Source organism: Clostridium frigoris (genome assembly GCF_018861865.1).
GTDB lineage: Bacteria > Bacillota > Clostridia > Clostridiales > Clostridiaceae > Clostridium_AD > Clostridium_AD frigoris.
In genome coordinates this window covers 1-18,131 of sequence record NZ_JAHLDV010000061.1, presented here as the reverse complement: position 1 = coordinate 18,131, position 18,131 = coordinate 1, and the positions used below count along the sequence as shown (strand labels likewise).

20 protein-coding genes are annotated in these 18,131 nt (G+C 29.3%); 19 read left to right on the top strand and 1 reads right to left on the bottom strand.

Annotation, left to right across the window (positions count from 1 at the left end):
* The first annotated feature begins 151 nt into the window (after positions 1 to 151).
* The 3 genes from pyrR (at position 152) to KPL37_RS16925 (ending at position 3,434) form a co-directional block, all read left to right on the top strand.
* Positions 152 to 688, top strand: coding sequence for a bifunctional pyr operon transcriptional regulator/uracil phosphoribosyltransferase PyrR (gene pyrR / locus KPL37_RS16935; protein ID WP_216151208.1), 537 nt, complete (start codon positions 152 to 154; stop codon positions 686 to 688).
* A 100-nt stretch (positions 689 to 788) separates the two neighbouring features.
* Complete coding sequence (gene uraA, locus KPL37_RS16930; protein WP_216151207.1) at positions 789 to 2,072, top strand: uracil permease; 1,284 nt, start codon at positions 789 to 791, stop codon at positions 2,070 to 2,072.
* 222 nt (positions 2,073 to 2,294) lie between these two features.
* Positions 2,295 to 3,434 (top strand): THUMP domain-containing class I SAM-dependent RNA methyltransferase, encoded by a 1,140-nt coding sequence (locus KPL37_RS16925; RefSeq protein ID WP_216151206.1) that lies wholly within the window; start codon positions 2,295 to 2,297, stop codon positions 3,432 to 3,434.
* A 716-nt stretch (positions 3,435 to 4,150) separates the two neighbouring features.
* On the opposite strand, the gene KPL37_RS16915 is transcribed toward KPL37_RS16925, so the two are convergent.
* Positions 4,151 to 5,884, bottom strand: a complete 1,734-nt coding sequence (locus KPL37_RS16915; protein ID WP_216151205.1) for an Rqc2 family fibronectin-binding protein — start codon at positions 5,882 to 5,884, stop codon at positions 4,151 to 4,153.
* Between the two features lie 253 nt (positions 5,885 to 6,137).
* On the opposite strand from KPL37_RS16915, the gene dapF reads away from it, so the two are divergent.
* The 16 genes from dapF to spoIIIAE all read left to right on the top strand — a co-directional run bounded on the left by dapF (position 6,138) and on the right by spoIIIAE (position 17,972).
* On the top strand, positions 6,138 to 6,968 hold the full coding sequence (dapF, locus tag KPL37_RS16910; RefSeq protein ID WP_216151204.1) for a diaminopimelate epimerase: 831 nt from the start codon (positions 6,138 to 6,140) through the stop codon (positions 6,966 to 6,968).
* Between the two features lie 147 nt (positions 6,969 to 7,115).
* Positions 7,116 to 8,795, top strand: coding sequence for a GspE/PulE family protein (locus tag KPL37_RS16905; RefSeq protein ID WP_216151203.1), 1,680 nt, complete (start codon positions 7,116 to 7,118; stop codon positions 8,793 to 8,795).
* A gap of 50 nt (positions 8,796 to 8,845) precedes the next feature.
* Complete coding sequence (locus KPL37_RS16900) at positions 8,846 to 10,042, top strand: type II secretion system F family protein (protein ID WP_216151202.1); 1,197 nt, start codon at positions 8,846 to 8,848, stop codon at positions 10,040 to 10,042.
* Complete coding sequence (locus KPL37_RS16895) at positions 10,042 to 10,563, top strand: type II secretion system protein (protein ID WP_216151201.1); 522 nt, start codon at positions 10,042 to 10,044, stop codon at positions 10,561 to 10,563. The genes KPL37_RS16900 and KPL37_RS16895 overlap by 1 nt, the downstream gene beginning before the upstream one ends.
* The gene (locus KPL37_RS16890) at positions 10,547 to 10,990 is read left to right on the top strand and encodes a type II secretion system protein (RefSeq protein WP_216151200.1); all 444 of its coding nucleotides are present in this window, start codon (positions 10,547 to 10,549) and stop codon (positions 10,988 to 10,990) included. The genes KPL37_RS16895 and KPL37_RS16890 overlap by 17 nt, the downstream gene beginning before the upstream one ends.
* Positions 10,987 to 11,454 (top strand): prepilin-type N-terminal cleavage/methylation domain-containing protein, encoded by a 468-nt coding sequence (locus tag KPL37_RS16885; protein ID WP_216151199.1) that lies wholly within the window; start codon positions 10,987 to 10,989, stop codon positions 11,452 to 11,454. The genes KPL37_RS16890 and KPL37_RS16885 overlap by 4 nt, the downstream gene beginning before the upstream one ends.
* 55 nt (positions 11,455 to 11,509) lie before the next feature.
* Complete coding sequence (locus KPL37_RS16880; protein ID WP_216151198.1) at positions 11,510 to 11,869, top strand: hypothetical protein; 360 nt, start codon at positions 11,510 to 11,512, stop codon at positions 11,867 to 11,869.
* A gap of 14 nt (positions 11,870 to 11,883) precedes the next feature.
* A complete protein-coding gene (locus KPL37_RS16875; protein ID WP_216151197.1) occupies positions 11,884 to 12,672 on the top strand; it encodes a type IV pilus biogenesis protein PilM in 789 nt (262 codons plus the stop codon).
* Positions 12,673 to 12,735: 63 nt separating this feature from the next.
* Entirely contained in the window at positions 12,736 to 13,119 is a 384-nt protein-coding gene (locus tag KPL37_RS16870) for a hypothetical protein (protein ID WP_216151196.1), read from the top strand.
* A gap of 1 nt (position 13,120) precedes the next feature.
* Complete coding sequence (locus KPL37_RS16865; protein ID WP_216151195.1) at positions 13,121 to 13,525, top strand: hypothetical protein; 405 nt, start codon at positions 13,121 to 13,123, stop codon at positions 13,523 to 13,525.
* Between the two features lie 285 nt (positions 13,526 to 13,810).
* Entirely contained in the window at positions 13,811 to 14,368 is a 558-nt protein-coding gene (efp, locus tag KPL37_RS16860; RefSeq protein WP_216151194.1) for an elongation factor P, read from the top strand.
* Between the two features lie 303 nt (positions 14,369 to 14,671).
* A complete protein-coding gene (gene spoIIIAA / locus KPL37_RS16855) occupies positions 14,672 to 15,592 on the top strand; it encodes a stage III sporulation protein AA (RefSeq protein ID WP_216151193.1) in 921 nt (306 codons plus the stop codon).
* Between the two features lies 1 nt (position 15,593).
* Positions 15,594 to 16,112: a stage III sporulation protein SpoIIIAB gene (gene spoIIIAB / locus KPL37_RS16850; protein WP_216151192.1), complete on the top strand. Its 519-nt coding sequence runs from the start codon at positions 15,594 to 15,596 to the stop codon at positions 16,110 to 16,112.
* A gap of 15 nt (positions 16,113 to 16,127) precedes the next feature.
* Positions 16,128 to 16,325 (top strand): stage III sporulation protein AC, encoded by a 198-nt coding sequence (gene spoIIIAC, locus KPL37_RS16845; protein ID WP_216122484.1) that lies wholly within the window; start codon positions 16,128 to 16,130, stop codon positions 16,323 to 16,325.
* Positions 16,326 to 16,385: 60 nt separating this feature from the next.
* Positions 16,386 to 16,769 (top strand): stage III sporulation protein AD, encoded by a 384-nt coding sequence (gene spoIIIAD / locus KPL37_RS16840; RefSeq protein WP_216151191.1) that lies wholly within the window; start codon positions 16,386 to 16,388, stop codon positions 16,767 to 16,769.
* Between the two features lie 54 nt (positions 16,770 to 16,823).
* On the top strand, positions 16,824 to 17,972 hold the full coding sequence (spoIIIAE, locus tag KPL37_RS16835; RefSeq protein WP_216151190.1) for a stage III sporulation protein AE: 1,149 nt from the start codon (positions 16,824 to 16,826) through the stop codon (positions 17,970 to 17,972).
* Positions 17,973 to 18,131 lie beyond the last annotated feature (159 nt).

Here is an 18,131-nt window from a genome sequence, read left to right as displayed (position 1 = left end):
AACATATTTATTAAAACATTAATTTCTATTGAACCGCCGTGTACCGAACGGTACGCACGGTGGTGTGAGAGGTCGCTAAATAAACTAATTATTTAGCTCCTACTCGATTATTGAATTAATTAAAAAACATATTTGGCAGGAGGTGAAATATATGGAATTTAAGTCAGTGTTATTAGATGAAAAAGCTATAAATAGAACATTAACAAGAGTTGCACATGAAATTACTGAAAAAAATAAGGGTACAGAAAACATTATATTAGTGGGAATAAAAAGACGTGGAGTACCAATTGCACAAAGAATTGCTTTTTTAATAGAACAATTTGAGGGAGTTAAAGTTCCAGTAAGTTCTGTTGACATTACCTTATATAGGGATGATCTTACCGCCTTGGATGATCAGCCAGTATTAAATAATGTGAATTTGGGCATAGATGTAAGAGGTAAAAAAATAATTTTAGTAGATGATGTACTTTATACTGGACGGACTGCTAGAGCTGCAATAGATGCCATAATAGATAAAGGTAGACCACAAATGATACAATTAGCTGTGCTAGTAGATAGAGGTCACAGGGAGCTACCTATAAGGGCAGATTATGTAGGTAAAAATATACCTACTTCCAGTAAAGAAATGATTTCTGTCCAGCTTTTAGAAACTGATGAAAAGGATTCGGTAAGTATATACGAACTGTAGATTTACAAAAGATGACCAGCTTTAAGAAAGATGACTAGCACCACAGGTGATGACTGATCTTTTAATATAGTCTAGCGAGACTAAAAGGAGGACCTAACTAATGAAAAATTTTATAGATGTCGATGAAAAGTTACCTGTTTTAAAGACTCTCCCATTAAGTTTCCAGCACTTATTTGCTATGGTGGGGGCAACAATACTTGTACCAATGCTTACAGGTCTTAGTCCCTCGATTGCACTATTTTGTAGTGGTGTGGGAACGCTGCTATATATATTATGTACAAAAGCTAGGCTTCCTGCATATGTAGGTTCTTCATTTGCTTTTATAGGGCCTATGGGCGTTGCTACAAAGGCGTATGGACAAAGTTCAATGCTTTCTGGAATTATTGCTGCAGGACTTGTATATATAATTGTAGCATTAATTATTAAATTTATAGGGATAAAATGGTTAGATAGAATGCTACCACCAGTTGTAGTGGGTTCTGTTGTAATTGTAATAGGGCTTAGTTTAGCAAGTGTTGCAATTAATTGGTCAGGGTTAAATTCTACATTTACAGATCCTGGGCTTGACGGCGTAGCTAGATCTACATGGATATTTATATCAATGGCAACTTTAGGTATTGCAATAGTGGGTACTATGTATTTTAAGGGATTTTTCGGAGTAGTACCTATTTTAATTGCAATGGTAGCTGGTTATATACTGTCTATACTATTTGGAGTAATTCCTCAGGAGGTTTTAAAAGAAATATCATCTGCAAAATTATTTAAATTGCCAAGTTTTGTTTTGCCGACATTTAACATAAATGCTATTATGCTTATGGCTCCAATAGCTTTTGTAACACTTGCAGAACATATTGGACATGTGTATGTTACAGGTAATGTTTGCGGTCGCGATTTTACAAAAGATCCAGGACTTCATAGATCAATACTTGGAGATGGTATTGCTACAATATTTGCTGGTTTTGTTGGAGGACCACCTAACACGACATACGGTGAGAATATAGGAGTTATGGCAATCACAAAAGTTTATAGTGTTTGGGTAATTGGTGGAGCTGCAATCATTGCAATTGTATTATCATTTATAGGACCTGTTTCAGTAGTTATAGGCAATATTCCATTACCTGTAATTGGTGGAGTAAGTGTATTGTTATTTGGAATAATTGCATCCTCTGGTTTTAGAATTTTTGTTGAGGACAAAGTTGATTTTAGTAAAAAGAGAAACCTTATTATAGCTTCAGTGATAATAGTTTTAGGAATAGGTGGAGGTGGCATTAAATTCCACTTTGCAGGTGTACAAATGGAAATTGCAGGGCTTGCACTTGCAACTTTGGTTGGTATAATATTAAATTTAGTTTTACCTCAAACAAGCAAGTCAGGAGATAATTAAGGAGTACTTAATTAAAAAAATTATAATATGTAGTGTCAGACTAGTTCTGGCACTTTTGTTTTTCAAAAGGACGAGTAATTTTAAAATTATAGACAATAGTAGTAAATAGAGATATTATAATATGAGTGATACAAGTTAAAAGGTGCATTCAAACAAATAAAAAGTTAACATACTATTTATTTAAATAAATCTAAGGAAAAGAAGAAATGGGAGAGATAATATATGACATATACTTTAATAGCCACAACAACCTTCGGGTTAGAAGCAGTTACAGCTAAAGAACTAAAAGCACTAGGGTACGAGAATTTAATAGTTGAAAATGGAAGAGTCATGTTTGAAGGAGATGAAATGGATATTGCTATATGCAATATTTGGTTAAGAACTGCAGAAAGACTTTTTATAAAAATGGCTGAATTTAACGCATTATCTTTCGAAGAATTATTTCAAGGTACAAAAGCCGTTGAGTGGGGTAATTTAATACCAGAAGACGGCAACATGCATATTGTAGGTAAATCCGTAAAATCACAATTACACAGTGTTCCAGATTGTCAGAGTATAGTAAAAAAAGCAGTAGTAGAATCTATGAAGAAAAAATATGCTAAAGAATGGTTTACAGAAGAAGGACCGGTCTATAAGATTGAGGTTGCAGTTTTAAGAGATGTTGTAACTTTATCAATAGATACTTCAGGGGTAGGCTTACACAAGAGAGGGTATAGAGAATATGCTGGTGAGGCACCACTTAAGGAGACCTTAGCTGCTGCCCTTGTTTTAATAAGTAAATGGGATAGTACAAGAGTACTTGCTGATCCGCTTTGTGGTTCAGGAACCATTGCAATAGAAGCAGCACTTATCGCCAAAAACATGGCGCCAGGAGTAAATAGACAATTTGTATCTGAGACTTGGCCAAGTATGGATAAGGATATTTGGGAGCAAGTTCGTGAAGGCGCAAAACGAACTATAAATCCTAACGCGGTTGAAATACTAGCTTCAGATATAGATGGCTCATTACTTAGGACAGCAACTCAGAATGCTGAAAAAGCAGGAGTTAAGGAATTTATAAAATTTCAAAAGATACCTATGCAAGAATTTACCTCTAGGCAAAAATATGGAGTTATAATAACTAATCCACCATATGGAGAAAGATTAGGCGAAGCTCAGGAAGTAAAAAAACTTCATGTTGATCTTGGAGCAATGTATTCAAGCTTAAATGAGTGGTCTTGCTTCGTTATAACAGCAAATCGTGATTTTCAAAAGGATTTTGGAAAGAAATCAGATAAGAACAGAAAATTATATAATGGAAGATTGTTATGTTACTATTACCAATATATAAAAGAAATACCTAGGAAAAAGAAGGAAGACTAAAAGGGCATCAGTAATAAAATTCTCCTACGTGACTTGCAATATGAACTCGAAACGTGAAATTTAATTAATAAATTCTAATCTTTTGCGAACATAAAATTCTCTGGCGCTCACACTGGTTGTCCTGTAAGTTCGCTAGCCTTCCTTCCTGGAAGGCTCACGAGAATTTTATATTAGCAAAAGAAGAATTTCTAAATGAAATTCCAATGTTTTTTCGTATCTTATTGCAAGTCACTTTGGAGAAAGGTCATACTTGTATGCATATCCCTTCGGGTAGGTCAAGAGATAAGGAAGTGTTATCTCGATGCTTAAGAATTTCTCAATAAAGATAAAACAAATGATGTATGTATAATATATCCTTTGTTTTATCTTTTTTTATTTATATTTTGGCGAATGAATCCGAAAGATAATTATATATTTTGCATTGATAAATTTAATTTATAGGGGGAAATAGAGAAATGGAAAATATAGCACTATTAGTTATAGATGTTCAAAATGTATTAGTATTAGCAAAACCTTTTGCAGTGGAAGAGGTTATAAATAATATAAAAAATTAATTAAAACATGTAGATGAACCAACGTAGAGGTGATTTTGTAAAGTTGCATTTAAATATGGGTTTAATGTAATTAATGTTTTTATTTGTTATGTCGCGTTGTTATTATATATAAACACAAGGAAACCCATATCATTTGATATGGGTTTCAATGTATACTTTTTCTTATTCTATTCTTTCTAAAGTACTTTCAACAGGAGTTACGTATATAGTCTTGTTTGTCGTGTAAATAACCATTCCAGGTTTTGCTCCTGAAGGTTTCTTTACATTTCTTACTTGAGTATAATCAACTGGCACAGTAGAAGAATTCTGGGACTTACTATAAAAAGCTGATAAGTTTCCGGCTTCAAGTAACGTATTTTCTGGGACATCACCAATGTGTTTAATAATAACATGAGAACCAGGTATATCTTTTGTATGTAGCCACATATCATTTTTATTGGCAAACTTTAAAGTTAAAAGATCATTTTGAATATTATTCCTACCAACATAGATATCGATGCCATCACTTGACATGAAGTGTCTAGGCTTTGTTGGTTTTACTTTTTTATTTTTACCGCGCTTTTTTATTTTAATATATTCAGTTTCTACTAGTTCATTTTTAATATCTTCTATTCCACTATAGTTATCTACATTTAATATGTTAGTAAGTACGGAATGAAGATATTTTAACTCATTTTGTGTAAGCTTCATTTGAACTAAAGCCATTTCCTCGCCAACTTTAAATTTATTGTATTTTTTGTAATAGTATTGGACGTTTTGTGAGGGAGTTTTATGTTCATCAAGTTTAATTTTAATATATTCACCATTGTCACTGTAATAATTTAAAAGATTTGCAAACTTGTCACCTTTTTTTAGAGAGTATATATTTGCAGTTAGGAGTTCGCCATGCAATTTATAAGTACCTTTAGTGGAGCAGTCTTTTAAAGTTGCGTTAAGTATTCTCATTTTCTTGTCACAACGACTAATGTTGGTATTAACTATTTTTTGAAGATTAGAACTTTTAGCGTTTAATCTATCGTGTTTGTCTTTACGAAAGTAAAAAGTCTCGATAAGTTTAGAAGGTGAATCGAATTTTTCTATCTCGTTATCTTTTAGTGAGGTAAGCTCACTGGAATGAAAATCTTTTAGAACACCGTTCTTAGCATAGCTTGCTAAAAATATGTTTTCATGCATGTTTTTAAAAAAGTCTGTTGTAAAATTATATATGTTTTTAGCACTTTCTAAGTTGAAATCAGTATTTTTAGCGAGGTACCGATACACAAGTTCTGAGGAAAGATTTGAGCTTACCCCTGTGAAAGTACCAGTAAAAAATTTCTCAGTGAATTGTATGTCTTTTGTAGTTATATACTTATAGAATTCATCATATTCAAAATTAAAAGCATCTAATTTTGTAGAGGCTGGTGGGTAGATATATTCAACACCAGTATATAAAACACGGAAACTGTTGACATCTGCTCCAACATGTTTAATGCTATCCATAATAATATTATCTCGCGTACGAACAAGGCTTATATTGCTATGCCTACCCATTATTTCAATTACTAATGAGTAAATACTATCAAAGCCCAACTCATCACTGCTTTTAAAGTCAATAATTAGTAACCTATCCGAATTTAATTGTCTAACATCTAAAACAGTGGCTGTATTTAAATATTTTCTTAGAACCATACAAAATATGGGAGCCTGTTTTGGGTTTTCTAGGTTAAAGTCTGTAAAGTGGATTCTAGGATAATTAGCTCCTGAACTTATTAGCAATTTATATACTTTTCTATTTTTTTTGAAACTTAATATAATTTCATCTTTCTCTGGTTGGTTTACCTTTTCAACTCTACAATCTATGATTATATCCTTTATTTCCTCAATGAGGCTAGATAAAAAAATACCATCTAATGCCATATATATCATCCTTTCAGTTTGTTTTATCATTATAAATTTCATTTATGCTTTGTAAATAATATAATATATTATATACTGTAATTAGAATATAAGATTATATCAATAAATTTCATATCACGCCTAACGTTTAAAAACATTAAACCCTTAGATTTTTATTTATAAGCGGAATATGAAATAAACTACTAATAATAGTATACCATTAAAGAAAATTATTGAAAAGTCATGATATACTGACGTAAAAAGGAGGATTTGTATGGAAATTTTAAATTTTACTAAAATGCAGGGAACAGGAAATGATTTTATTGTTATTGAAGATTTAGAGGGAAAATATAATGATCTAGGGATACTTGCTAAAAAGCTTTGTGATAGACATTATGGAATAGGTGCTGATGGGATTTTAGTGGTTAGAAAAAGTAGTATAGCAGATATCCAGATGATAATTATGAATGCTGATGGTTCATACGCTTCTATGTGTGGAAATGGTATTAGGTGTTTTGCTAAATATATCTATGAAAAAAAATATGTATTAGGTGAAAACATAAAAATTGAGACTGGTGATGGAGTAAAGATCGCAAGTATATGTGCTTACGATGGAGTTTTTAAAGGTGTTACTATAAATATGGGAAAATATAATTTTAATCCTATAAGTATTCCAGCTTTATCATCTGTTGAAATAATAAATAAGAAGTTAGAAACTAATAATAAGGAGTATTATATTACATCGTTACTTATGGGAGTTCCACATACCATTGTTTTCGGAAAACTTGATGATTATGAAGTTTGCGAGGGGAAATTTATAGAGCATAACTGTTTATTTCCTCAAAAAACAAATGTAAACTTTTGTGAAGTTGTGGACAAGAATATGATAAAAGTTAAGACTTGGGAAAGGGGTGCAGGACCTACTCTTGCATGTGGTACTGGTAGTTGCGCAGCAGTGGCAGCAGCCAATAGACTCGGGTATACAGAGGGCAGGGTCAAAGTGCAAGTACCAGGTGGAATACTTAATATAGAAATTGTTGAAGGGGAGGTTCTAATGGAAGGACCCGCAGAAATTGCTTTCAAAGGTGAATTTTTAATAAGCTGAATTAAATGCAACTGTCTATGTAATAATAGCGCAGTTGTTTTTTTATGGAAATTATTTTTATGAAAGTGAATAAAAACTCCAAAATTGACAATGATTACAAACAGGATATCCTTTGTAAATTTTACGTGTCAGGAGAGGTAAAATATCATGAAAAAAAATTTGCTCCAAATATTATTAGATAAAAACATTATTACCATAAAGAAATATAAAGAAGTAAAGGAAGATTCACTCTTAAAGAGGTGTAGTGAAGAGCAAATTATTATGCATGACACAAAAATAGAATTAAAGGAAGTTATTTCGGTAATAGAGATTAATTTTGGTATACCTTATATTGATTTAGAATCTACATGTATAAATGATGAAGTCTTTAATTTAATTTCAAAGGAGGTCGCTACTAGGTACAGCTTAATACCGTTTTATGACAATGACAATGAGGTATATGTTGCCTTTTCAAATCCATTTGAAATAACAGTTATTGATGAACTAAAATTTATAACAAATAAAAAGATTAAAGTATTTTTTGATTTGACTAGTCATATCGAAGAGGCTATTGAAAACTGTTATGTAAAACAAGTTGTAGATGTTGCAGTTGAAGAGATGAAAAACGAATATATTTTAGAAACCAAACAAAATAATGAAGAGAAGAAATCTACATTGGGTGCTCAGAATGCTCCAGTTATAAGAATAACGGATTCTTTGCTAAAGCGAGCTATAAATGCTCAGGCTAGTGACATTCATCTAGAGCCATTTAAGGATTTTGCTTTAATTCGTATGAGAGTAGATGGCATCTTAAATGAAATAAATAAAATTCCGAAAAATGTGTATAAATCATTATGTACAAGATTAAAAATAATGGCCAATATGGATATAGCTACAAAATTGATTCCATTAGATGGTAAGATGACAGAAAATATAGATGGTACAGATTACGATTTTAGGGTATCTTCATTGCCTACAATGTATGGTGAGAAGTTAGTTATAAGGGTTTTATATAAAGTAGAAAGATTTATTAATTTGGACTCATTAGGTTTTAGCAAGGAGAAGGTACTTATTTTAAAAAGTGTATTAAAACTTTCTCATGGAATGATAATAGTCGCAGGACCTACAGGAAGTGGAAAATCAACAACACTATATGCATTACTAAATGAAATTAATAGCAAAACTAAAAATATAATTACAATAGAGGATCCAATAGAATATAATATGCCTGGAATTAATCAAGTAAACGTAAACAATAAAGCAGGCCTAACTTTTTCAATAGGGCTTAGAAGCATTTTAAGGCAGGATCCTGACTTAATAATGATCGGAGAGATAAGAGATGAGGAGACAGCAAAAATAGCTGTAAGGGCTTCGATAACTGGACACCTAGTTCTTTCTACACTTCATACCAATGGCGCGACGGCGACCATATCAAGATTAATTGATATGGGTATCCCATCATATTTAGTTGCGGATTCATTAGTTGTAGTATTAGCACAGAGGCTAGTGAGAAAGCTATGTCCTTACTGTAAGGTGGAATATAAAGTTAAAAATGAGGAATTTGAATATTTAGGATTTAAGAGAGGTGAGAAAACATATAGTGCAGTAGGATGCAATAAATGTTATGAAACTGGATATAAGGGGAGAACTGTAATATATGAATTATTAGAACTAGATAGTAATCATAGATCAATTATAGTGAAAAGTGGGATAAGTGATGAGCTTTGGAAATATTGTAATGAAAATAAGTCGAGTTCACTAAGGGATAGTTGTAAAACTTTAGTAATTAATGGTACAACATCAATAGAGGAATTTGTAAGTGCTACTTACAGCTATAATTTCAAATAAGATATCATTAAAATAAATTAAAGATGATGGGTAATAGGTGAAAACATAACATGAAATATAAATATGTGGCTAAAACATCAAATGGAGTTTTAATAAAGGGAATTGCACAAAGTGATAGTATTGAGGAATTAGCATTGGGCTTACGTGAAGAAAAAATATATTTAATGAAGATTAGAAGTATAAAAAAAATAGGTGAGATTTCGAGTAAACCTAGTTTGAAAACAATAGCTATATTTTGCAAACAATTTTCCTTATGTATTAAAGCCGGAATACCAATATGTGATATTCTTAATTTACTTTATGAGCAAATGATTCATAAGTCCATAAAAATGAGTTTAATTGATATTAGTAAAAATGTACAAAAGGGTAATTCACTCTATTCAAGTATGAAGAAGATTATAAATGTATACCCTGATTTTATGGTGAATATGATTTATTTAGGGGAAGAGAGCGGTAGACTTGATATAATATTAGAAGAATTATCTAAGTACTATGAAAAAGAACATAAGTTGTTGAAAAAATTTACAAATTCTATGATTTACCCATTTACGGTATTCGTAACATTAATGATAATATCCATGTTTTTGATGATAAAGGTAATTCCTGTGTTTATTACAAATCTCAATTCTCTTGATGCAGAGATCCCACTAATAACAAAGATGGTTCTAGGAACAAGTAGTTTTCTTCGTCACAATTTATTATGGATTTTACTTACAATTTCAATTTTAGTTTTCATTTTATTAGAATATGGTAAAACTGAAAGAGGGAAAATTATTATTGGTAAAATTAAGTTTATGTGCCCAATATTAGGGCCAGTGTATAGAAAACTTATATACACAAGGTTTTCTAGAGGACTTAATATACTGCTAAGTAGTGGAGTTGGTTTAATTAGAGCATTTGAAATAATCAATGATGTTATAGAGGATAGGTATTTTAAATTAAAACTTAAAATAGTTTTTAATGGTATAGAAAAAGGAGAAGATTTATCAAGCTCAATAAATGCAATGAATCTATTTCCGCAATTTTTTGTTGCTATGATAAAAATTGGTGAAGAAACTGGTACTTTAGATGAAATGTTTTTAACTGCTGCAGACATCTTTTATGAGGATGCGGAGGAAAATGTAGACAGGGCGACAGTCCTGATTGAACCAATTTTAATAATATTTTTAGGAATTATGATTGGAGTAATTATATTAGCAGTTATGCTTCCTATGCTAAATGTTATGGATTCTGCAGGTAAGGTGTAATGATATTTAAATGTAGAAATCTAGAAGGAAATTTTAAAAGTAAATTTGTGCGAAGAGGATTTACATTAATTGAGATGATTTTAGTATTATCTATTATGGGTATAATTGGTGGCGCAAGCGTTGTGTCTGTAAGATATTACAATACAATGAAAAACAAAGTGGATGCAGATTATTCTTGCAATGTTATAGTAAGTTTTATTAATAATTCTAAAATGTATTGTAGAGAAAATTCTTGTAGTGGTGTTATAAAGTTTGATGTACAAAGAAATGAAATAAAGTTAGTTAGGGATACTAATATGGTAAGTAAACAAATATTATCAAATAAAATAACTATGGAGCGAGTTATATGGAATAACGAAAACAAAGGGTTTTTAATTGAAAAAGATGGGTATAGTGATACTTCAGGTTCAATATACCTAAAAGACAATAATTTAAACGAATATAAAATTACAATAAGAGTTGCTTCAAAATTCATTGAAATAAAAATGAAAGTTGGTTCAAATTATGTTTCAGTTAAGTAAAAAAGGATTTACGTTAGTAGAGGTGTTATGCAGTATTTCAGTATTCTCTATTATTTTCATTTGTATTGTTTCCTTTGATAAAGCTTCTCTTAATATGAAAAATGACATTAAAAATATAAATAATGATGTGATTATAATGGAAGTTATAAAAAACAATATTATATACTCAATGTCAATTGAAGAATTAGAACAGTTAAAAACAAGTAAAAGACTTTATGTGAATAAAGAAGACATGAATTTTGAAAAAATTAAAACTGATGTTAGGCAGGTGTTTTCTAATAATATTTCTACTAATAATCAATATATAGAGCTTAGCTTGTTAAAAGATGAATTAAACGTTTATAAATTAAATCTTTTGATGCATTCTGGAAAAACGAACGATATAGAAGAGATCCAATGCAACTTCTATAAAGGTTGTCGTGAATGATTAAAAAGGGGTTTACACTTATAGAAATAACAATCGTTATGGCTTTGATGTTTTTAATGCTTGGAGTAATAGATGGCATGCTTATCTCTTATGTAAAAATTTACAAAAGCAGTGTTTCACAAAACAAGGGATTTAATTATTTAAATGATGCCATATTCATTATAGAAAAAGAAGTTAATCAGAATGTTACGCAAGTGAAAATTGAGAAAAATATTATTAAAATAGATTATTATAAAAAAATTGGTAAAATTAATTCTAAAGAAATTAGTAAAAAAGATATAAAACTTGTTAATACTAATCTTTATATTATTTATGGAGGTGAAGCTATTAAAGCTGAAAGTGCAATAATAGATGACGTTAAAGACTTTTTTGTTGTAAAATCTGGGAAAAATATTTATATTAAAATAATTTGGTACAATGGCCAAATTATTGAGAGGTGTTTGGTTATAGAAAATGCAAATTAAAAAAGGCTTTATATTAATTTATACAATTTTGGTAGGAATTATTTGTTTAACTATTATGATGTATATATTTAATGTCCGATTGTCAGAGGTTAAGTATTTAACAAGTAATAAAAAATATGTGTTAAAAGATGATAATTATCAAAGAGATAAAGAGTACTTAATGACTTTATTTTATAAGTACATAAATACAAATAAAGTACAAATAAGGAATGAGGAAATAAATAAGTTTTTGTTCGATTCTTTAAGTAGTATTGTAAAGTATGGTAGTGCTAATGTCAGTCATACTCGCTTAACAAATGAATTCATCTTTATAACGCTTAATGTAGAAAATGAAAAAAGACATGATTATTATAATTTAGAGGATAGTGGTAAAAAGTTTAGGCTGATATTTATAAGGACTGAATATCATAATTAATAAGGGAGGAAAAAATGAAATTTAGAAAAAATATGTTTTTAGAAGTTTCACAGCAAAAAATTTCAAGCGTGGAATTTTCTAAACATTCAATTTTTAAGAAGCTATACAATATTACTAATCAAAATACATATTATAAGGATGCCCCAAATATAAAAGAGTTTCAAATTGGTATAAAAAACAAAAATTTATATGTTTTAGTTGAAGGTGAAATAGTATATATAAGACTTATAACATTACCAACAGTAAGAAAATATTTAATTAACGATATGATTAAAAATGAATTAAGATATTATTATAAGGATATAGATCATATCTCATTTACCTATAAGTTAATTAAAGAGAACAAAATTGATATGGATATATTAGTTTTTTGTTTGAAAGGAAATAACTTAGATATATTAAAAAATAGTTTTAACAATAATGTTACATTAAAAAAAGTAAACTTAATACAATTTTGTTTTAAAAGTTATTATACAAGCAAAATCAATGTAAAAAATTATATAATGGTATTTTATTATAACTGTAATTTATATTATTTAATATGCAATAATAATGAGATTGTAGCTAATAATAGTGTAAGTGTGAAGGAAGTAACTCTATCAAAATTTTCAAAATCAATGAATGAATTTTTAGAACTGTATAATGATTATGCAAAATCCTGTGAAAAAATATATTATTCAAATGTATCACAATTAGATATTGAGGGAGATATTAAAGAATTCAAATATTTAGAATTGCCTCACCAAGTACTTGATGATTTAAAGAAAGAAGAATTAATAAAATATGTAATATTAAAGGGGTAGATAATTATTATTAAAAATACATTTATTCCTAATTGGTATATTGATAAAAAGAATAAAACAAAAATGATCAGAATAAAAATGGTGGTTGCGGTAGTTTTCATTGTTGATATTATTTTGCTAGGAGTTATATTAAATATGATAAACAAGACAGGTAATATAGATGCTAAATTTATTAGTCCACAAAAGAACATTGGTATTGTGACAACAAAACATGATGTTATTATTGAAAAATATAATAAAATAAATGAATTTTTCAAAGAAAATGGGTTGAATTACAAGGATATTACAATAACTGATAATAACTTTGAAATGAATATAGAAGCTAAAAATTATGAAGAATACATAAAAGTAATAAGCTGCATAGAAAATAAATATACCATAAAAAAATTAACCCCAAATATTAAAGATAAAGGTAAATTTATCTTTAATATTAAATTTGAGGTATAAGATGTATAAAAATAGACAAATTAAATGGATGTTAGGGATACTTGTGATGATAATGCTTATTTTATCTTTTGAATTTATTGTTGTTAAAAATAAATTTATAAAATACAAAGATAATAAAGTAATCAATAGCGTTATCGTAAATAAAAAGAAAAATATTGAGAAATTTGGATATAGTGATATTTTAGAATGCTTAAATAAAAACAAAGATTTTACAGTAGAATCCTTTAATATGGTGGAAGAAGAAAAATGTAGTGTTGAAATCAATTATAAAGGTGATTTAAATTTATTATATAGTTCGTTAGTTAAGTTAAATAAAAGCAAAAATTTATTGAATATAAACAAAATTATTATTAACAAAGATACTAAGATTACCAATATAGGTATTAACTTTAAAAAAAACAAGTAATTTATTAAAGTATTCGCTCCAATTTTAGGGAGCGGATACTTTAATTAATTATTTTATTAAAATATATAGACTTTAAATGGTATACTTATAAAAAAGACATAAAATTATTCAAATAATATATATTTATATTTGCAAATATCCTTAAGTTTTGATAAAATAACATTGTTCCACTGTATTGTTTATATTTAGTGGAGTGCAAACGTAATGATTGGTATTAATTTACCTAATAAGGTTATAATATAAATGGGTTAATTGAATTATTTATAAATTTTGGAGGGATACTTAATGATTTCAGCAGGAGATATAAGAAAAGGAACAACATTTGATGAAGGTGGACAAGTTTACACAGTTATAGATTTTTTACATGTAAAACCGGGTAAGGGAGCTGCATTTGTTAGAACCAAGTTAAGAAATGTTATAAATTCAGGAGTTACAGAAAAAACATTTAATCCTACTACAAAATTACAAGAGGCAGTTATAGAAAGAAAAGAAATGCAATATTTATATGCAGCTGATGGACTATACTACTTTATGGATCAAGAAACTTTTGAACAGATACCACTAAATTATGAAAAAGTTGAAGAGGCAATAAAATACTTGAAAGAAAATATGTTTGCTATAATAAAATTTTATAAGGATGAGGCTTTCTCAGTAGAAGCTCCAAACTTTGTAGAATTACTTATAACTAGTACTGAACCAGGTGTTAAGGGTAATACATCTTCTAGTGTAACAAAACCAGCTACTGTAGAAACAGGAGCAATCGTTCAAGTGCCAATGTTCGTCAATGAAGGTGAAACTATAAGAATAGATACTAGAAATGGCGATTACATGTTAAGAGTTTAAATCTGTATTTAAAAAGAACCGATATGTGATATCGGTTCTTTTTTTTGTTCTTTTTTTGTGAACTAGTACATATATTATGGAAATGAATCCGAATTTACATAATATGTTTTAACAACATTTTGGAAGCTTCAAGTCAGCCATCTTCTATAAGTGGCAGTTGTCTAGCCTAGTAAAATTGCTTTGGTGGTAGTCTAAATATGCTTCCAAAGTTGTTAATATTTCAGCGACCCAGGAGATGATTTAATTTATGTGTAATATTATGTAAGGCTATGAAATACTAATTATATATGGGAGGATGAGAAAATGTTAGTTACAAAAGATTTATTTGAAATACTACCTAAAAATATCAGAAATATTCTTGAAAAAGTTGATAATTTGCAACAACTTGAAGAAATTAGAGTAAAAGTGAACAAGCCTTTGTTTATCCATATTGGCAGTAAAGAGAAAGTCTGGGAATATATTGCGACTCCAGAGGATTTAAAATACATAATGCAGAGGATAAGCAATTACTCCATATATGCCTTTGAAGATGAGATACGGCAAGGGTATATAACTATAAAAGGCGGACACAGAGTGGGATTATGTGGAATTTGTGTTATTGAAAATAATAGCATTAAGACTATTAAAGACATTTCGTCTATAAATATAAGGGCATGTAAAGAAATTATTGGATGTGCGGACAAAGTTATGCCGTATATTATTAATAATAATTCAGTATATAATACAATAATTATATCGCCTCCCAAATGTGGTAAAACAACTTTAATAAGAGATATTTCGAGGCAGATATCACAAGGATATAAAGATATGAGTTTTAGAGGAAAAAATGTCTCTATAATCGATGAACGTTCTGAGATAGCTGGTTCGTTTAAAGGAATAACACAAATGGATGTTGGAGTGAGAACTGATGTACTGGATAATTGTCCTAAAAGCCAAGGAATTATGATGGCGATTAGAAGTATGTCACCTGATGTTATAGTTTGTGATGAAATTGGTACTAAAAATGATATGGAAAGTATTTTAATGGCATTAAATTCTGGAATTAGTTTAATTACAACTATTCATGGTTTTGGAATTGAAGATTTGTATAAAAGATTAGTTTTCAAGGATATTGTTGATAATTACGTATTTACGAGGGGGATAGTGCTTAGTAATAAAAAAGGAATTGGAACAATAGAACGTATTTATGATTTCAATAAAGGAGTCGATGTATGGAGGCCGTAATATGATTAAAATAATTGGGTGTGTTGTGATCATAGTTGCATCAACTATGGCTGGATTTATATACAGTGAAAGGTTAAAATATAGAGTTTTTCAACTAAAAGAAATTCAAAGAGCTGTTTATCAACTTCAAAATGAGATTACCTATGTACATGCTCTTTTGCCAGATGCGTTTAAAAGTATAGCAGAAAAAAGCAAAGAACCAATAAATGAACTATTTAATAAAACAAGTGAATTGTTAACTAACAACGAATACGAGAACGTTTACGCGGCTATGAACAGCGCAATAAACTTAACAAAAGAAAAATTGTATATAAATTATGATGATATAAATGTCATTTTGGATTTATCAAAAACACTTGGGGAATCTGATATTAAAGGCCAGAATAGTATGTTCGCACTTACTATAGCAAATTTAAAGAAACAAATTATAATATCTGAAGAATATATGAATAAGAATATAAAAATGTATAGATATTTAGGGTTTTCTTTTGGAGCATTTATTGTAATAGCATTAATATAGGGAGGAGGTTTTTAGGTGTTAGATGTTAGTTTACTGTTTAAAATAGGGGCAACGGGTATTCTAATCATTATTATAGATAAAATTTTAAAAAGTGGAGGAAAGGATGACATCGCGGTAGTTGCAAATTTAGCTGGAGTAATAATAATTCTTATGATGGTGATAAATTTAGTAAACAAATTGTTTACTTCTGTAAAAACTTTGTTTCAGTTCTAGGATGAATTGATAAAAACTATAAACTTTTATTTACTGGTAGAAGCAATCGGGGAGGATGTTATGGAAATAATCAAAGTTGTTGCATTCGCTTTCGTGGCATTATTTATTGTGCTTATATTTAAGGGCAGAAGAGATGATTTAGCTATTCAAGTTAGTATAGCAGCAGGAATATTAATATTTTTATATATGGTAAGCAAACTTACAATAATTTTGGGGTTTTTACAAACATTGGCAAATAAGGCCAATATTGATGTTGTCTATTTAAATACAGTTTTTAAAATACTTGGCATTGCGTATTTGGCATCCTTTTGTAGCGAAATCTGTAGGGACGCTGGTCAGAGTAACATAGCAGGTAAAGTTGAATTTGCTGGAAAAATATTCATATTAGTTTTGGCAATACCAATTTTAATGGCAGTAATGCAATCTATTTTGAAAATAATGTAGAGGTGTAGTATGAAAAAATGTAAAATAAAGAAACGGAATACGAAGAGACTTAATATGAAAAAGATTTTACTGATTTTATTATTTTTATTTTGTTTGCCTATTAGTGTACAAGCTACTGAAGTAGGTAAAATAGGGGAAAAACAGCAAACTGAAATAAATAACTTATATGATTATATTTCTAATGTTAAATCTCAATATGAAATATTTAACGATATGCAGCCAAAAACTTTTGTAGAACAATTTATAAAAACTGGTGATAACGGGTTAAGTTTTAATAAAACATCGAGTTTCATTATTAAATACACGTTTAAAGAGATTATCGCATGTATGGAATTAATTGGGAGTCTTATGATTATTGCTATCATTTGCGCGATGCTAAGTAATCTTCAAAGCGCGTTTAGCCGAGATAGTTTATCTAATATTGCTTACTTTGCCTGTTATGGTGTAATGATTGTAATGATAACTAAAAGTTTTTATGTAGTAGCAGAGCTTGCTAAAAATACTATTGTTAGTATGTCAAATTTTATGGCAGCTCTTATTCCGGTTTTAATGATGCTACTCGCAACCGTTGGAGGATTTGCAGAAGCAACTCTTCTTGATCCTGTAATTATGGGTTTTGCGACCGTAAGTTCTAGGATATATGTAGATATTATCATTCCTGTAATATTTATGAGTTTCGTTTTACAGTTTGTTTCCAGTATATCTAGTGATTATAAAATAAAAAGTTTAACCAAACTTTTAAAACAAATGGCGATTTGGATACAGGGGATAGTTATGACAGTGTTTATTGCGGTAATTACTATACGTAGCATTGCAGCAAAAACTTTAGATCAAGTTACTATAAAAACAGCAAAATTTGCGGTGGATACATTTGTACCTGTAGTTGGAAAATGTTTATCTGATGCAATTTCTACAGTAGCTGGATACTCACTTCTTTTAAAAAGTGCAATAAGTGGGCTTGGGTTAATTGTACTTATAGTAATAGTGATACTCCCTATTATAAAGCTTTTGATTATGGCTTTTTTATATAAGGCAGCAGCTGCGTTAATTGAACCAATAAGTGACAATCGCACAGTAGATTGTATAAATTCAGTAGGGGATTCTATTCTTCTTTTAATGTCTTGTATGATATCAGTAAGTGTAATGTTTTTTATAATGGTTGCAATAGTTGCATCCACTGGGAAAGGTATAATATCAGGATGATAATTTGCATAGATAATTGCACTTATATGCAAATTATTTAGTCAATATAAAGGAGCATTCCTGTTATGAATTAAAATGAACTTTGAAAAAAAGAGCACCTGCTGATAAAATACAGGGTATAACAGTTGCAACTTTTATCCCTAATTTATAATTATCAGT

What these genes read in the sequence shown, in the direction of transcription:
- KPL37_RS16885 (WP_216151199.1), top strand. Translation starts at nt 10,987, where the DNA reads ATGATTAAAAAGGGGTTTACACTTATAGAAATAACAATCGTTATGGCT.
- KPL37_RS16905 (WP_216151203.1), top strand. Translation starts at nt 7,116, where the DNA reads ATGAAAAAAAATTTGCTCCAAATATTATTAGATAAAAACATTATTACC.
- KPL37_RS16870 (WP_216151196.1), top strand. Translation starts at nt 12,736, where the DNA reads ATGATCAGAATAAAAATGGTGGTTGCGGTAGTTTTCATTGTTGATATT.
- spoIIIAA (WP_216151193.1), top strand. Translation starts at nt 14,672, where the DNA reads ATGTTAGTTACAAAAGATTTATTTGAAATACTACCTAAAAATATCAGA.
- spoIIIAB (WP_216151192.1), top strand. Translation starts at nt 15,594, where the DNA reads ATGATTAAAATAATTGGGTGTGTTGTGATCATAGTTGCATCAACTATG.
- KPL37_RS16880 (WP_216151198.1), top strand. Translation starts at nt 11,510, where the DNA reads ATGATGTATATATTTAATGTCCGATTGTCAGAGGTTAAGTATTTAACA.
- dapF (WP_216151204.1), top strand. Translation starts at nt 6,138, where the DNA reads ATGGAAATTTTAAATTTTACTAAAATGCAGGGAACAGGAAATGATTTT.
- uraA (WP_216151207.1), top strand. Translation starts at nt 789, where the DNA reads ATGAAAAATTTTATAGATGTCGATGAAAAGTTACCTGTTTTAAAGACT.
- pyrR (WP_216151208.1), top strand. Translation starts at nt 152, where the DNA reads ATGGAATTTAAGTCAGTGTTATTAGATGAAAAAGCTATAAATAGAACA.
- efp (WP_216151194.1), top strand. Translation starts at nt 13,811, where the DNA reads ATGATTTCAGCAGGAGATATAAGAAAAGGAACAACATTTGATGAAGGT.
- KPL37_RS16895 (WP_216151201.1), top strand. Translation starts at nt 10,042, where the DNA reads ATGATATTTAAATGTAGAAATCTAGAAGGAAATTTTAAAAGTAAATTT.
- KPL37_RS16890 (WP_216151200.1), top strand. Translation starts at nt 10,547, where the DNA reads ATGTTTCAGTTAAGTAAAAAAGGATTTACGTTAGTAGAGGTGTTATGC.
- KPL37_RS16900 (WP_216151202.1), top strand. Translation starts at nt 8,846, where the DNA reads ATGAAATATAAATATGTGGCTAAAACATCAAATGGAGTTTTAATAAAG.
- KPL37_RS16875 (WP_216151197.1), top strand. Translation starts at nt 11,884, where the DNA reads ATGAAATTTAGAAAAAATATGTTTTTAGAAGTTTCACAGCAAAAAATT.
- spoIIIAD (WP_216151191.1), top strand. Translation starts at nt 16,386, where the DNA reads ATGGAAATAATCAAAGTTGTTGCATTCGCTTTCGTGGCATTATTTATT.
- KPL37_RS16915 (WP_216151205.1), bottom strand. Translation starts at nt 5,884, where the DNA reads ATGGCATTAGATGGTATTTTTTTATCTAGCCTCATTGAGGAAATAAAG.
- spoIIIAE (WP_216151190.1), top strand. Translation starts at nt 16,824, where the DNA reads ATGAAAAAGATTTTACTGATTTTATTATTTTTATTTTGTTTGCCTATT.
- KPL37_RS16925 (WP_216151206.1), top strand. Translation starts at nt 2,295, where the DNA reads ATGACATATACTTTAATAGCCACAACAACCTTCGGGTTAGAAGCAGTT.
- KPL37_RS16865 (WP_216151195.1), top strand. Translation starts at nt 13,121, where the DNA reads ATGTATAAAAATAGACAAATTAAATGGATGTTAGGGATACTTGTGATG.